Consider the following 12,593-nt stretch of genomic DNA (forward strand, 5'->3'; position numbering starts at 1 on the left):
TCCAAACACCGGGAGGCGCAGTGTTCCGACCTACCGTGGCCGTCGTCCTGACCGCACTCACCGTCCTGGCCGGACTGCCCGGCCCGGCGCGCGCGGGTGCCCCGCCGCCGCGCCTGGACTGGGGCGAGTGCGCCGACGACCTGCCGAACGTCCCGCCGGACGAGCGCGTGCGATGCGCCCGGCTCCGCGTGCCGGTGGACTGGGCCCGGCCGAACGGCCCGACGTTCGAACTCGCCGTGGCACGCCGGCTCGCGCGAACGCCGGAGCGGGTGGGCACGCTGGTGTTCGGGCCGGGCGGCCCCGGCGACTCGGGGGTGGAACGCATCCGCAAGGGCGACCGGTTCAGCGACGAGTTGCTGGACCGGTTCGACCTGGTCAGCTTCGACCCGCGTACGGTCGCCCGCACCGCCGCGCCCGTCTGCACCCCGGATCCGGCGCTGCGCAAGCCGCCCGTCCCGCTGACCGGCCAGGCGGACTTCGACGCCGCGGTGGCCTACAACCAGGCGCTGTGGCGCAGGTGCCGTCCGACCAGCCCTGTGTTCGACCACGCCGACACGCTCAGCACGGCCCGGGACCTCGACGCCCTGCGGCGTGCGCTGGGGGAGCGGCGGCTGTCGTTCCACGGCAGCTCGTACGGCACGCTGCTGGGCCAGCAGTACGCCGAGCGGTATCCCGGGCGCGTACGGGCCGTCGTGCTGGAGGGCGTGTTCGACCACAGCCTCGACACGCGATCCTTCGTGTGGACACAGGCCGCCACGTTGCAGGACTCGTTCGACGAGTTCGTCTCCTGGTGTGACAGGTCAGCGGACTGTGTGCTCCACGAACGGGACGTACGGTCGGTGTGGGCGCGGGTGCTGGCCCGCGCGGACCGGGGTGAGTACGCCCCCCGTACCGCCTTCGACGTCACGGCCGTGGCGCTCGGCCTGCTCGCCGGTCCGCGCTGGCCGCAACTCGCGGCGATCGTGCGGGACATGGACGCCGGCACGCCGCCACCGGCTGTGAACTTCCCGCTCTCGGTCGCGGCGTTCTGCGCGGACTGGCCGGCGCAGGTACGCGACTACGCCGCGTACGCCGGCCTGGTCCGGGACGCTAGGGCCGTCGCCCCGGACGTCCGGTACGGCGCCGGTCTGCTGGCCGTGCAGACCTGCCTGGGCTGGCCGTCCCCGGTCCGCAACCCGCCGCACGAGCTGAACGTGCACACCCGCACGCCGCTGCTGCTGCTCAACACCCGGCACGATCCCCGTACCGGCTACGCGTGGGCGGTGAACGTCGCCCGGCAACTCGGCCGGCACGGACGTCTGGTCACCTACGAGGGCTGGGGCCACGGCACCTACCAGCGCAACGACTGCACGGAGGCAGTGGTGGACCGGTACCTCGTCGACCTGACGGTGCCCGCCCCCGGTGCGCGATGCCCGGCGAGCTGACCGCTGCTAGACCGCCGGTCCCGGCGCCTCGGCGAGCGGGCGGGCCGCCGGGTGCCGGTGCGGCAGCGCCGCCAGGCCCAGTACGAGCAGCAGCAGGACCGCGCCGAGCAGGAACGGCAGCGACAGGGTGGGCTGGCCGAGCCACTCCCACGGCACGTGCCAGCGGGGATGCGGCTCGCTCAGGTGGTGCGCGAGCATCAGCGGCGCGCTCAACAGGATCGGCGCGGTCCAGAACAGCATCGCGACGCCGTACAGGACCTTCGCCGGGCCCTGCACCAGCATGCGTCGTCCCGCGGTGCGGCGGCTGGCCCAGCCGAACAGCACCCAGCCGCCCAGCGTGCCCAGTGCGAGGCCGAGCAGGCCGGCGGGGTAGGCGGCGCCGGGGGTGGCGCGGCTGAGGGTGAGGCTCGTCGAGCCCTCGGCGTCGAGTTCCACGGCGAGGATGTGGTCGCCGCGTGCGGCGTACACGGTGATGTCGGAGGGGATGGTCGCCGGGTCGCACCGTGGATGGCCGGGGATGCAATCGTACGCGTTGGAGTGGACGGGCTCGCTCTGCTCCCACCCGGCGGCGTCCAGACGCTGCCGCAGCTCGGTGAGGCCGGCGGCCGGCATCTGGTCGAAGGATGCGCTCAGTTCGGCCGGCGCGTACTCGCCACCGTCGCCGAGCAGCAGCTCGGACAGGAGGTCCTCGTTCAGCGGGTGGCCGTAGATGAGGAACACGGCGGGCGGGTCGTCCTGGTCGAGGTGGTCGACCTGCCGGTCCGGGTAGAGCTGTCCCACCACGGCGGCGAGGTCGCGGTGGTCGAGCGGGCGGGAGCCGAGCCAGGCGAGCCAGGTGCCGAAAGACCCGGCGAACAGACCGCAGGCCACCGCGAAGACCGCCGCCCAGGCCGCCACGGAACGGCTCGCCGGCCGTCCCAGCCGGGCCCGCAGACCATGGCGTACGAGATTCGCCGCGATCCGGGCACGCCGGTGGGCTGGGCCGACGTCCCGTACCGTCTCCAGGATCTCGGCCCCGCGAGCCCGGCGGTAGGCACGGGGGTAGGCCAGCAGCAGCCAGCGGTGCATGGTATCTCCCTACGGGGCCGCGACGGTGGGGTCAGGCGGTGCGGGGCTGCAGGGCGCGCAGCCGGGTCTCGGCGGCGGACGCGAGCTGTCGCAGCCGCTCGGTCTGGCGTGCCAGTTCGGCCCGGCCGTCGGCGCGCAGCCGGTAGTAGCGGCGCAGCCGGCCGTCGACCACCTCTTCGTGGCTGTGTTCGACGAGGCCCTGCGCGACCAGCCGGTCCAGGGCGGCGTAGAGGGTGCCCGGCAGCAGGTTGACGCGCCCGCCGGACAGGCCGGCGACCTCCTGGATGATCCCGTAGCCGTGGCGCGGCTCGTCGGCCAGCGCGGTCAGGATCAGGAAGGTCGCCTCGCGCATCTCACTCACCGAGGCAACATATACAGCCGATCAATACATGGTCAACGGTCGCCGAGCAGCTGCCGCTCGGCCATGAAAGCGCGCAGCCTCCCGGCGTCCTCGGCGGACATCAGCCACCGGGGGATCACAGTGGCCGGCATCCGTCTCACGTACACGATCCAGAAATCAGGGGTCTCGGTGACCCGCGTGACGCCGTCCCAGGCGATGCCGCCGGACTCCGAACCGCTGCGCATCATGATGTTGCGGTCGTCGATGTCGTAGGCGCCCTCGACCGCGTAGCCGCCGGAGCGGCGCCGGGCCCGCCACCGCACCCACGGCGCGTACAGCATCGACAGCACGCCGGCCACGACGAACGCGGTCCACAGCGACGCGAAGCGGTCTCCCCGCTCCGACGCCTGCGAGGCGACCCAGCCGATCACCCCGATCGCGGCGAGAGCCGCGCCGATGTAGCCGAACCGGCGCAGCCGGGCGGCGGCGAGCGCGGCGGCCACGCGGGCCGGATAGGCGGGGTCGGCCGGTACGGCGAAACGGATCTGCACGCCCGAACGATAGTCCTCCGCCCGCCTGTGCCGAGCCGGACCCGCGTAGCGCGCCGGTCAGGTCCGGCGCAGCACCAGCGTCACGAAACCCAGCACGCCGCGGTATCCGCGCAGCCACTGGTCCCGGTGCTCCCGGGCGGCGGTGAGCGCAGCGGCGGCGTCCGGGTGACCCGGATTGTCCAGCGCCCACTCGGTCAGCGAGCCGGTCCACGACCACTCGTAGTCGTCCCACTCCGCGATGTCGCTGACATGCCCGTACACCGGGGCCCAGCCGGCCTGCTCGGCGGCGTCGACCAGGCCGGCGAGGTCGGTGTGGTCGTCGGGCTTCGCGCCCAGCGCGGCAAGCGCCTCCGGCGTCGGCGGCACCTGCCAGAAGCCCTCGCCGACCAGCAGGATGCCGTCGGGGTTCACGTGTCGGCCGGCCAGTTCCAACGTCCCGCCGAACCCCCCGAACGCGTGCGTCGACCCGACGCAGAGCACCAGGTCGTAGTCGCCGTCCGGCACGTACGACCGGGCGTCGCGCTCGTGCAGCGTCAGCCGGTCGGCGAGGCCGCGCACAGCGGCGGCCTCCGCGGCGCGTTCGAGCGCGTACGGGTTGAGGTCCACGCCGTCGGCGTGCCCGTCCGGGTGGTGCGCGAGCGCCTGCAACGCCCAGGCGGCCTCACCGCAACCCAGGTCGAGGATGCGGGCCGCCGGCCGGCGACCGGCCCGGCGCAGCAGCCGGTTGACGTCGACACCGGAGACCGGAGCCGCGATCGGGTGGTGCGAGTGCGCGATGTTGCTGAGCCGTTGACGGTCCATCGCCGCAGTCAACACGAGCACGGCGGGTCCGCGCAGCGAGCTTTCGCACGGTCAGAGCCGGCAGACGACAGTCGCGTCGTCGGTGGCGACGCCACCGCGCGACTCCGCCTGCCGGACCCGGCGGACGACCTCGGCGGGGCCGTCGGTCTCCAGCAGACGCAGCAGCCCCGGCCAGCCGGTCAGGCCGAAGGTGTCCACGAGGCGGCTCGCGCCGTTGCTGAGCAGCGCCGCCGTGCCCACCTCGTCGGCCGGGCACTCGCCGGTGACCGCCTCGTCCGCGACCTTCGGGTCGTCCTTCGCGACCCAGAACCCGCCAGGGCTGTTGCGGCGGGATCGCAGTTCCATCAGCAGCCGCCGGTACTCGTCGCCGCCCTCGGGCACGTCCTTCAGCCGCTCCTCGAAGGAACGGGCGATCACCACCTCCCGCGGATCGTGGGCGACGAGCGGCTCAGCGCCCACCCGGCCGACGATCGCCACCGCGTCGCCGAGGACCAGGTGCTCGACGGTCCCGCCGGAGAACCGGAGCATCGCCACGGCCGCGAACGGGCTGATCGGATGGGTCACGTCGCACGTGTCGCGGTGCGCCGCGGTGACCTGCCCGATGCCCTCGGCCAGCACGTCGCGCAGGCTCCGATCCGGCGACAGCGCGCCGAGCAGCGCGCCGCCGAGCCGGGACGCGTACCAGGCGATGCCGTGGTGGCAGACCTCGTGCGCGCCGGCGATGCCACCGGCGCCGTCGACCAGGACCATGCCGTACGACACGGCGCCGGCGAAGTCCTCATTGGCGCGCCCGGGATGCCCCGCGTCGGTCGCCATCGTCACCCGCATCGGCTCATCATGCCGGGACCGACCGGATCGCGACGCCCCGCCTCAGGACGCCCGTAGCCTCCGGATCGCCCGGCGGGCTCCCTGATGGTGCAGCGCGCCGGCACCGGTGTTGGCGACGGCGAGCATGGCCGCGCCGAACGGCCCGACGCCGACGTCCATGACGCCGGTCGCGACCAGCAGGGCCGGCCAGCCCAGCGCCGCGGCGACGAGCGACGACCGCCACCAGCGCCCGAGGAGAAGCCCGGGCAGGATCAGCACCGGGATCATCGCGGGCCACCTCCCACCGTCGGCTCGTTCGAGCGTACGCCCGGCTCTTCCCGGTTCAGTCGCCGGTCATGGTGCGGACTGCGGCGAACCGGCCGTACGGGCGAGCCCGGGCCGCCAGGATGAGGTGATGCGCGCCAGTCAGAAGGTCCGCCACCGGCACGCCGACGTCGACGGCCTGGAGGTGTTCCTCCGCGAGGCCGGCCGCCCCGGCGACCCGGCGGTGCTGCTGCTGCACGGCTTTCCCAGCTCGTCGCACACGTTTTGCGCGGTCATGCCCGCGCTCGCCGAGGTCGCCTATGTGCTCGCGCCCGACCTGCCCGGCTTCGGCATGTCCTCGTCGCCCACGGTCGCCGAGTACGACTACACGTTCGAGAACCTGTCGTGGACGGTCGAGCGGCTCCTCGGCCGGCTCGGCGTCGACCGCTTCTTCGTCTACCTGCACGACTTCGGCGCGCCGGTCGGCTACCACCTCGCCCTGCGCGCCCCGGAACGGATCCGGGGCCTGATCGTGCAGAGCGGCAACGCGCACGCCGACGGGCTCGGCGCGCAGTGGGACACCGCGCGGGCGTACTGGGCCGACCCGGGCGAGGCCACGCGCGCCGCGCTGCCGGACTGGCTGACGTTCGCCGGCACCCGGGACCAGTACCTCGCCGGGCTGCCCGAGCACGTACGCCCGCTCCAGGCGCCCGAGGCGTGGCACCTGGACTGGGAGCGGATGACCCGGCCCGGCAACGTCGACGCGCAGTTCGCGCTGTTCACCGACTACGCCGCCCACGTCGACCGGTTCGGTGAGATCGCCGGGTACCACAGCGTCCACCAGCCGCCGGCGCTGGTGCTGTGGGGCCGGCACGACGCGTACTTCGACGTGGACGAGGTCCTGGCCTACCACCGCGTGCTCGACCGGATGGACGCGCACATCTACGACGGCGGCCACCTGCTGCTGGAGACGCACGCGGCCGAGTGCGCCGCGCTCATGCGCGCGTTCGTCCGGGACCACTCGTGAGCCGTGGCGTGGGCGCCCGCGACGTCACGGCGTGGTCGAGGGTTTCGCCTTCTGCGGGTGGGGCGTCTCGTGCCGGGCCAGCATGGCGACGAACTCGCCGATCTTGCGCTGCCGGGTCTCCGCGCGCTTGACCGCGTTGAGCCGGTGAATGAGCGTGAACCTGTTGGCGCTGGTGAGGACGTCGAACATGGCCTGGGCGGCGGGCTCGGCGGCGATCGCGGCGAGCAGGTCGGCGGGCACCTCGGCCTCCGACGGCGGTGCGTAGGCCGCAGCCCACCGGCCGTCCGCCTTCGCGGCCTCCACCGCGGCCCGGCCCGCGGGCGTCATCCGCCCCTCCGACTCCAGCCGGGCCACGTGCGCGACGTTGCGCTGCGACCAGGAGCTGCGCGCCCGGCGTGGGGTGTACCGGATCCAGGAGCTCTCGTGGTCGCGCTTGCGGGCCTGCCCGTCGATCCAGCCGAAGCAGAGCGCCTCGTCGACCGCCTGTTGCCAGGTCAGCGTCGTGACCGTGCCGCCCTTGCGGGTCAGGGCGAGCCAGACGCCGGGAGACGTGTCGTGGTGGGCGGACAACCACGCGCGCAGCGCCTCCGCGTCGGGCACGATCAACTCGTCCAGCTCGGCGCTTCCCATGGCTGACAGGCTAATCCGAGGGTACGACATCGGCGGCGGCTCACCGCTCGTGCGTCTGGCGCCGGCATCCTGTCGTACGCCACTGCGACGGCCGGCCGCTGATCCGCAGGCCACGGCGATTCCACGCCTTTCCCGGGGCGTCGCTCAGGTCGTGCCGCCTCGTCACCGGGCTGGTGCCACGAGCTCTCCGGTACTCAGGTGACTCTCGGTCCATGCCGCGCGACCAGGGCGGGCAGCTCGTCCAGCGAGTTGATGCGGAACAAGCACCGGTCGGCCACGTCCGGCATGTCGAGGATGTGGCCCCACGGGCCGCGCCGGATCAGGCACGCCGACATCCCGGCGGCCATCGCCGGGGCGGCGTCGTTGTCCGGCCGGTCACCCACGTACAGGATCGCCGACGGGTCGCCACCGCCCTCGCGGACGACCCGGGCGAAGAACTCCGGCGCCGGTTTCGCCACGCCCCACGCCGCCGACGTGCCGATCACGTCCACCGGCAGGTCCAGCGCCCGCAGCGTCGCCTCGGCGTGCTCGGGCTGGTTGCCGGCCAGGCCGACCCGCAATCCCTGCTCCCGCAGGGCGGCCAGGCAGGCCCGTGCGTCCGGGTAGAGGTCGTCGGCGCCGAACGACTCCGGATCACCGGCGGCGACCCGGCGGGCGAGTTCGGCAGTGAGGTCGAAGTCGGGCCGGAACGCCCGGAACACCTCCTGGTAGTCCAGCCCTCGGGCGATCACGGCGCCGAAGACGGCGGAGAACGTGTGCCGCGGCACGCCGAGCCAGTCCGCCCAGGTCGCGAACTCGCGGGTCTCGTCGAGAATCGTCCCGCCCACGTCGAAGAAGACCGTCCGGATCATCAGCTGATCGTACTGTCGTTGATCAGCCTGTGGGGGGCGCCCGGATGGCGCAGACTGCCCGCATGAATGCCTCCTTCCTCCCGGAACCGCCGCAGAGCCCGGCGGCGAAAGCCGCCTACGAGGACGACCTCGCCGCCGACGGTTACGTCAACAACCTCACCCGCGTCTGGTGCTGGCGACCCGACGTGCTGATGTCGTTCCAGAACTCGCGCACCGAACTGCTGTCCGAGTCCACCCTGTCCTCGCGGGAGGTGGCAGTGCTGGTCGCCGCCACGGCCGCCGCCCGGGGCGACTCGTACTGCGCGCTGGCCTGGGGCGCGCGGCTGGCCGGGATGAGCGACGAGACGACCGCCGCCGCGGTGCTGTGCGGCGCCGAGGCGGACCTGTCGCAGCGGGAGGCGGCGCTGGCCGACTGGTCGCGCCGTGTGGTGACGGACCCGAATGCCACCACCGAGGCCGACACGCAACGCCTGCGTGACGCCGGCCTGAGCGACCGGGAGATCTTCGAGGCGACGGCGCTCGTCGCGTTCCGGCTGGCCTTCTCCACTGTGAACGACGCGCTCGGCGCGCGGCCGGACGCGCAACTGGCGGAGAAGGCACCACCGCTGGTCCGGAAAGCGGTGACGTTCGGCCGCCCGGTCTGAACGGGCGAGTCCGGACGCTGGTCGGGGTGGCCCGCGTGCGAAGCGCGGAACGCGGACGCGGGCCACCCCGCACGGTCACGGCATGTCGTACCGGTGTGGGAGGGTCCGGGCATGACAACGTTCGTGCTCATCCACGGCGGCGGGGGCAGCGCGTGGGACTGGCATCGGGTCGTTCCCGAGCTGGCCGCCCGTGGCCACGACGCGGTGGTGCCGGAGCTGCCGATCGGGGACCGGTCGGCGGGGTTCGCCGACTTCCGCCGGGTGGTGGTCGACGCCGTCGGTGACCGCGACGACCTCGTGGTGGTCGGGCACTCGTACGGCGCGTTCACCGCACCGCTGATCGCCGACCGGCTGCCGGTGCGGCTGCTGGTCCTGCTCACCCCGATGATCCCGCGGCCCGGCGAGAAACCGGGGGAGTGGTGGGGCAACACCGGCTACCGCGAGCCGGAAGGGCTCAGTGAGGAGCAGCAGTTCTACAACGGCGTGCCGGCCGAGATCGTCGCCGAGGCGCCGGCGCACGGCCGGGAGCAGGTCAGCTCGGAGTGGGACGAGCCGTGGCCGCTCGCCACCTGGCCGGCCGTGCCGACGAGGGTGCTCATCGGTCGCGACGACCAGTTCTTCCCCACCGGATTCCAACGCCGGGTGGCCGCCGACCGGCTCGGCGTGGTGCCTGACGAGATCGACGGCGGCCACGCGGTGGCGCTGAGCCGTCCGGGCCCGCTCGCCGACCGGCTGATCGCCTACCTGGTGTCTTGACCCCGTCTCGTCGTGATCCGCCCCCGTCCGGCCACCGGGTCGGGGAGACCCCCGGCTGACGGCACCGGCCGCCCGGCGACGGACGCTCCGGTCTTCGTCGACCGGACCATCCGGGGGGCGCCGCGGCGACGGCCTCCCCTCGTCCCTCCCGACGACAAACTGATCGGGAGGGACGAGGCGTCATGCGGATCCGCGACTGACGGTCCCGGCGGCTGTCCGGCCTTCCCGGAGCGGTGGCTGCCGGACAGCCGCCGGGGTCAGCTTCCGGCCGGGGCGGGTGAGACGGGTAGGGGGCGGCGGCGCCGACGGGCGAGCAGGCCGAGGACGAGATCGATGACGAGGAAGCCGAGCAGGGTGACGCCGAACCAGGGCAGTGCCCAGCCGAGTGCCACGGTGACCGGTACGCCGAGCAGCAGCGCCCACCACGGAAGCCCGCGGAGGCCACCTCGGGCGGGCGGTGAGCCGAGCGGGGCGCGCCGGCCGGTGCGGGTGGGGCGGCGCTGCCACCACATGCGGTAGCCCCAGATGATGACGCAGAGCAGACCGAGAGCGAGTGCGGCGAGCAGGATCTGGTTGACCGGCCCGAACAGCAGCCCCATGTGGGCCTGGATGCCGAGGCTGCTGAGCTGCGCGAGCAGCGGCCAGTCGGCGAAGTCGCTGCGGGCGGTGACCGCGCCGGTGGTGGGCTCGACGGCGATTCGGTCCTTCGCGACCGGCCAGGTGTTGTCGACCTGGGCGACGGTCCAGGCCAGGCCGGACTCCGCGGCAGGGCTGATCTCCACCGGCCCCGAGAGCCCGGCGCCGCGCGCGGAGGTCAGCACGGTGTCGTAGGACGCCGGATTGTCCGCCGTGCCGGTTGCCCCGCCACCGTGCTGGTGCTCACCGCCGCCCGCGGGTGCGGCCGTGCCGTCGAGGGAGGTGGACAGTTCCGGAGTGCCGGCGCGCAGGGTGTCCAGGCCGGCGCCGAAGTTCGCGCCGGCGTACCGGGACCAGGTCAGGCCGGTGGCGGAGAGGAACAGCAGGCCGACCGCGAGCCAGACACCGGTGGTGGCGTGCCAGCCCCGCGTACGGCGGACTCCCTTGCGGGCGGTCAGGTCCGGGACGAGCAGGTGTGTCGTCCGGGCGCGGGCGGCGCTGCGGCGGCGCCACCACAGGACGACGCCGCCGAGAACGAGGACCCACAGCCAGCTGGCGGCGATCTCGGAGTAGTGCCGGCCGATCTCGCCGAGGTGCAGGTTGCGGTGCAGGTCGTCGAGCCAGGTGGTGGCCGGCGTGGAGCCGAACCAGGTGGTGAGCTGCCCGGTCACCTCGCCGGTGTACGGGTCGACGTAGACGGTGTGCTGTTTGTCGCCGAGTTCCTCGAGCGAGAACACCACTTGGGTGGTCCGGTCGCCGGTGCCGGGCGCCACGGCGGCGATGGTGCCGTCGGGGTGCGCGGCCCGTGCGGCGGTGACCTGTTGGGCGAGGGTCTTCGGCTGGTCACCGACGGCGGCCACGGTCAGCCGGTCGCCGTAGAGGGCCTGGTCCAGCTGCGGGGTGATGGTGTATGCCAGGCCGGTCAGGGCGGCGACCAGTAGGAACGGGGCAACCAGGATGCCGGCGTAGAAGTGCAGCCGGGTCAGCAGCGTGGCGAACGGCGTGGGCTGGCGGCCCGGTCGAGCGGCCGGCGCGGCGGTGGAGGTGTCCGGCGCGGGATCGCCGGACAGTTCGGTGACGGACATCGACTACTCCGATCGAAAATATGGGCTTTAGGTCGGGGTGGCTCGTGCCCGTCGAGCCATGGGCTGCCCGGTTGCCGTCTCCCGATCGAGTAGTCGGTCAGGTGTGTCAGGAAGTTCCCTCGTCCGCGCAGATCTTCGGGTTGTCTTTCGGTGCTCCGGGACGCCTCCGCATGCCGACGGCGGCTGAGGGGCGTCGAGGCGGGCCGACTCGCGCCAGGGTGCCGTCGAGGATCACCCGGTGCCGGTTGGTCAGGGCTACGAGGTCCGCCGCGCCAGGTGCACAGTGACGTCGGCGGTGACCTCGACCGTGCCGGGCAGGACGTCCCGGATGCGGTCGAACACTTGCTCGCGTACGTACGGAGGCAGTTCGAGATAGGCCGAGACGGTCGACAGGACGCCGACGTAGTCGTCGGCGCTCATCGTGACCCGCCGCCGGATCTCCGACTGGCGCACGTCGGTGAAGCACCCGGACGCGCGCAGCTCGGTGCCGGGCCACTGCATCCGGGCCGCCGGTGGCGTCCCGTCCGGCGACGGGATCTCGTCGTCGGCGAGGTACTCGGACCGGGCCGCGGCCACCGCGTCGCGCACGGCCGGGTCGGCCAGCCGCAGCGGCCCGCCGAACGAGGCGAACACGCCATCGGGCGCGAGCAGCCCGGCGATCCGCTCCCACCGCCGGTCCGGGGCCGTCCAGTGCAGGGCCGCCGCCGCGTACACCAGGTCGTGGCGCTCGTCGGCGCGCAACTGCTCGAACGCGACCTGCCGGACCCGCACGTCCGCGGGGTCGTGCCGGCGTAGCTCGGCGAGCATCGCGGGGTCCGGGTCGGTGGCGGTGACCGCGATGCCGCGCCGGGCGAACAGCCGGGTCGCCTTGCCGGTCCCGGCGCCGATCTCCAGAGCGGTCCGGGCGGGCCGGCCCGCGTACGCCAGCACCAGATCGGCCAGTTCCTCCGGATAGCCGGGCCGGAACCGCTCGTACGCCTGCGCGGCCGCTCCGAAGCTCAACGCACGATCCGGCATGCCGGTCACCCTCCCACCACCGGTCCGTCGTTCGCGGCTATCGTACGCGGCGTGAGCGACACCGGCTGGCTGGACGACACCCGCACCTCCTACGACACGGTGGCGGCCGGTTACGCCGACCTGCTGCGTGACGCCCTTTCGAACGAGCCGTTCCAGCGCGGCATCCTCGCGCTCTTCGCCGAGTTGGTTCGGGCGCGGGGGGCCGGGCCGGTGGCGGACGTCGGCTGCGGGCCGGGACGGATCACCCGTCATCTGCATGATCTGGGTCTGAGCGCGTTCGGCATCGATCTGTCACCGGTGATGATCGACGTGGCCCGGCGCGACCACCCGGGCCTGCGTTTCGAGGTGGGCTCGATGACCCGTCTCGACCTCACCGACGGGTACCTGACCGGGTTGCTCGCCTGGTTCTCGCTGATCCACGTGCCGGACGACGCGGTGCCCGCCGTCCTCGCCGGATTCCACCGGGTGCTGCGGCCCGGCGGGGTCGTGCTGCTCGGGTTCCACGCCGGTGACGGAAGCCGGCTCAAGACGCAGGGGTACGGCGGGCATCCGATGCGCGTCCACGTGCACCGCCGCCGGCCGGAGCGGGTCGCGGCCTGGCTGACCGACGTCGGGTTCACCGTCGAGGCCGAGATGACGCATCACCCCGCCCCGGACGTCGAAGGCGGCTTCGTCTTCGCCCACCGGTGACG

The 12,593-nt window shown here is 73.5% G+C and carries 15 protein-coding genes; 5 read left to right on the forward strand and 10 right to left on the reverse strand.

Annotated elements, in window-relative coordinates:
• The first annotated feature begins 20 nt into the window (after window positions 1-20).
• A complete protein-coding gene (locus tag KSK32_RS25410) occupies window positions 21-1,424 on the forward strand; it encodes an alpha/beta hydrolase (protein WP_216933473.1) in 1,404 nt (467 codons plus the stop codon).
• 6 nt (window positions 1,425-1,430) lie between these two features.
• Here KSK32_RS25410 and KSK32_RS25415 read toward each other — a convergent pair whose 3' ends face one another.
• The 6 genes from KSK32_RS25415 to KSK32_RS25440 are packed head-to-tail and all read right to left on the reverse strand — an operon-like array spanning window position 1,431 to window position 5,279.
• Window positions 1,431-2,492: a hypothetical protein gene (locus tag KSK32_RS25415; protein WP_216933474.1), complete on the reverse strand. Its 1,062-nt coding sequence runs from the start codon at window positions 2,490-2,492 to the stop codon at window positions 1,431-1,433.
• Window positions 2,493-2,523: 31 nt separating this feature from the next.
• Window positions 2,524-2,844, reverse strand: a complete 321-nt coding sequence (locus KSK32_RS25420) for a PadR family transcriptional regulator (RefSeq protein WP_216936356.1) — start codon at window positions 2,842-2,844, stop codon at window positions 2,524-2,526.
• Window positions 2,845-2,885: 41 nt separating this feature from the next.
• Window positions 2,886-3,383 (reverse strand): YcxB family protein, encoded by a 498-nt coding sequence (locus KSK32_RS25425; RefSeq protein WP_216927932.1) that lies wholly within the window; start codon window positions 3,381-3,383, stop codon window positions 2,886-2,888.
• A gap of 57 nt (window positions 3,384-3,440) precedes the next feature.
• Window positions 3,441-4,184, reverse strand: coding sequence for a cyclopropane-fatty-acyl-phospholipid synthase family protein (locus KSK32_RS25430; RefSeq protein ID WP_216933475.1), 744 nt, complete (start codon window positions 4,182-4,184; stop codon window positions 3,441-3,443).
• Between the two features lie 51 nt (window positions 4,185-4,235).
• Window positions 4,236-5,012 (reverse strand): hypothetical protein, encoded by a 777-nt coding sequence (locus KSK32_RS25435; protein WP_254187185.1) that lies wholly within the window; start codon window positions 5,010-5,012, stop codon window positions 4,236-4,238.
• A 42-nt stretch (window positions 5,013-5,054) separates the two neighbouring features.
• Entirely contained in the window at window positions 5,055-5,279 is a 225-nt protein-coding gene (locus KSK32_RS25440; RefSeq protein ID WP_216933476.1) for a hypothetical protein, read from the reverse strand.
• Between the two features lie 127 nt (window positions 5,280-5,406).
• On the opposite strand from KSK32_RS25440, the gene KSK32_RS25445 reads away from it, so the two are divergent.
• Window positions 5,407-6,282 carry an alpha/beta fold hydrolase gene (locus tag KSK32_RS25445; protein ID WP_216933477.1) on the forward strand — a complete coding sequence of 292 codons (876 nt, stop codon included), beginning with the start codon at window positions 5,407-5,409 and terminating at the stop codon, window positions 6,280-6,282.
• A 24-nt stretch (window positions 6,283-6,306) separates the two neighbouring features.
• On the opposite strand, the gene KSK32_RS25450 is transcribed toward KSK32_RS25445, so the two are convergent.
• Window positions 6,307-6,912, reverse strand: coding sequence for a YdeI family protein (locus KSK32_RS25450; protein WP_216933478.1), 606 nt, complete (start codon window positions 6,910-6,912; stop codon window positions 6,307-6,309).
• Window positions 6,913-7,106: 194 nt separating this feature from the next.
• Window positions 7,107-7,763 carry an HAD family hydrolase gene (locus KSK32_RS25455; RefSeq protein ID WP_216933479.1) on the reverse strand — a complete coding sequence of 219 codons (657 nt, stop codon included), beginning with the start codon at window positions 7,761-7,763 and terminating at the stop codon, window positions 7,107-7,109.
• Between the two features lie 62 nt (window positions 7,764-7,825).
• On the opposite strand from KSK32_RS25455, the gene KSK32_RS25460 reads away from it, so the two are divergent.
• Complete coding sequence (locus tag KSK32_RS25460; protein WP_254187186.1) at window positions 7,826-8,407, forward strand: carboxymuconolactone decarboxylase family protein; 582 nt, start codon at window positions 7,826-7,828, stop codon at window positions 8,405-8,407.
• Between the two features lie 111 nt (window positions 8,408-8,518).
• Window positions 8,519-9,163, forward strand: coding sequence for an alpha/beta fold hydrolase (locus KSK32_RS25465; RefSeq protein ID WP_216933481.1), 645 nt, complete (start codon window positions 8,519-8,521; stop codon window positions 9,161-9,163).
• A gap of 257 nt (window positions 9,164-9,420) precedes the next feature.
• Here KSK32_RS25465 and KSK32_RS25470 read toward each other — a convergent pair whose 3' ends face one another.
• A complete protein-coding gene (locus KSK32_RS25470) occupies window positions 9,421-10,884 on the reverse strand; it encodes a PepSY domain-containing protein (protein ID WP_216933482.1) in 1,464 nt (487 codons plus the stop codon).
• A 255-nt stretch (window positions 10,885-11,139) separates the two neighbouring features.
• On the reverse strand, window positions 11,140-11,901 hold the full coding sequence (locus tag KSK32_RS25475) for a trans-aconitate 2-methyltransferase (RefSeq protein WP_216933483.1): 762 nt from the start codon (window positions 11,899-11,901) through the stop codon (window positions 11,140-11,142).
• Window positions 11,902-11,952: 51 nt separating this feature from the next.
• Here KSK32_RS25475 and KSK32_RS25480 point away from each other — a divergent pair, with 51 nt between their 5' ends.
• Window positions 11,953-12,591, forward strand: a complete 639-nt coding sequence (locus tag KSK32_RS25480; protein ID WP_216933484.1) for a class I SAM-dependent methyltransferase — start codon at window positions 11,953-11,955, stop codon at window positions 12,589-12,591.
• Window positions 12,592-12,593 lie beyond the last annotated feature (2 nt).

Source organism: Micromonospora sp. WMMB482, from assembly GCF_019038635.1.
Taxonomy (GTDB): Bacteria; Actinomycetota; Actinomycetes; order Mycobacteriales; family Micromonosporaceae; genus Micromonospora; species Micromonospora marina.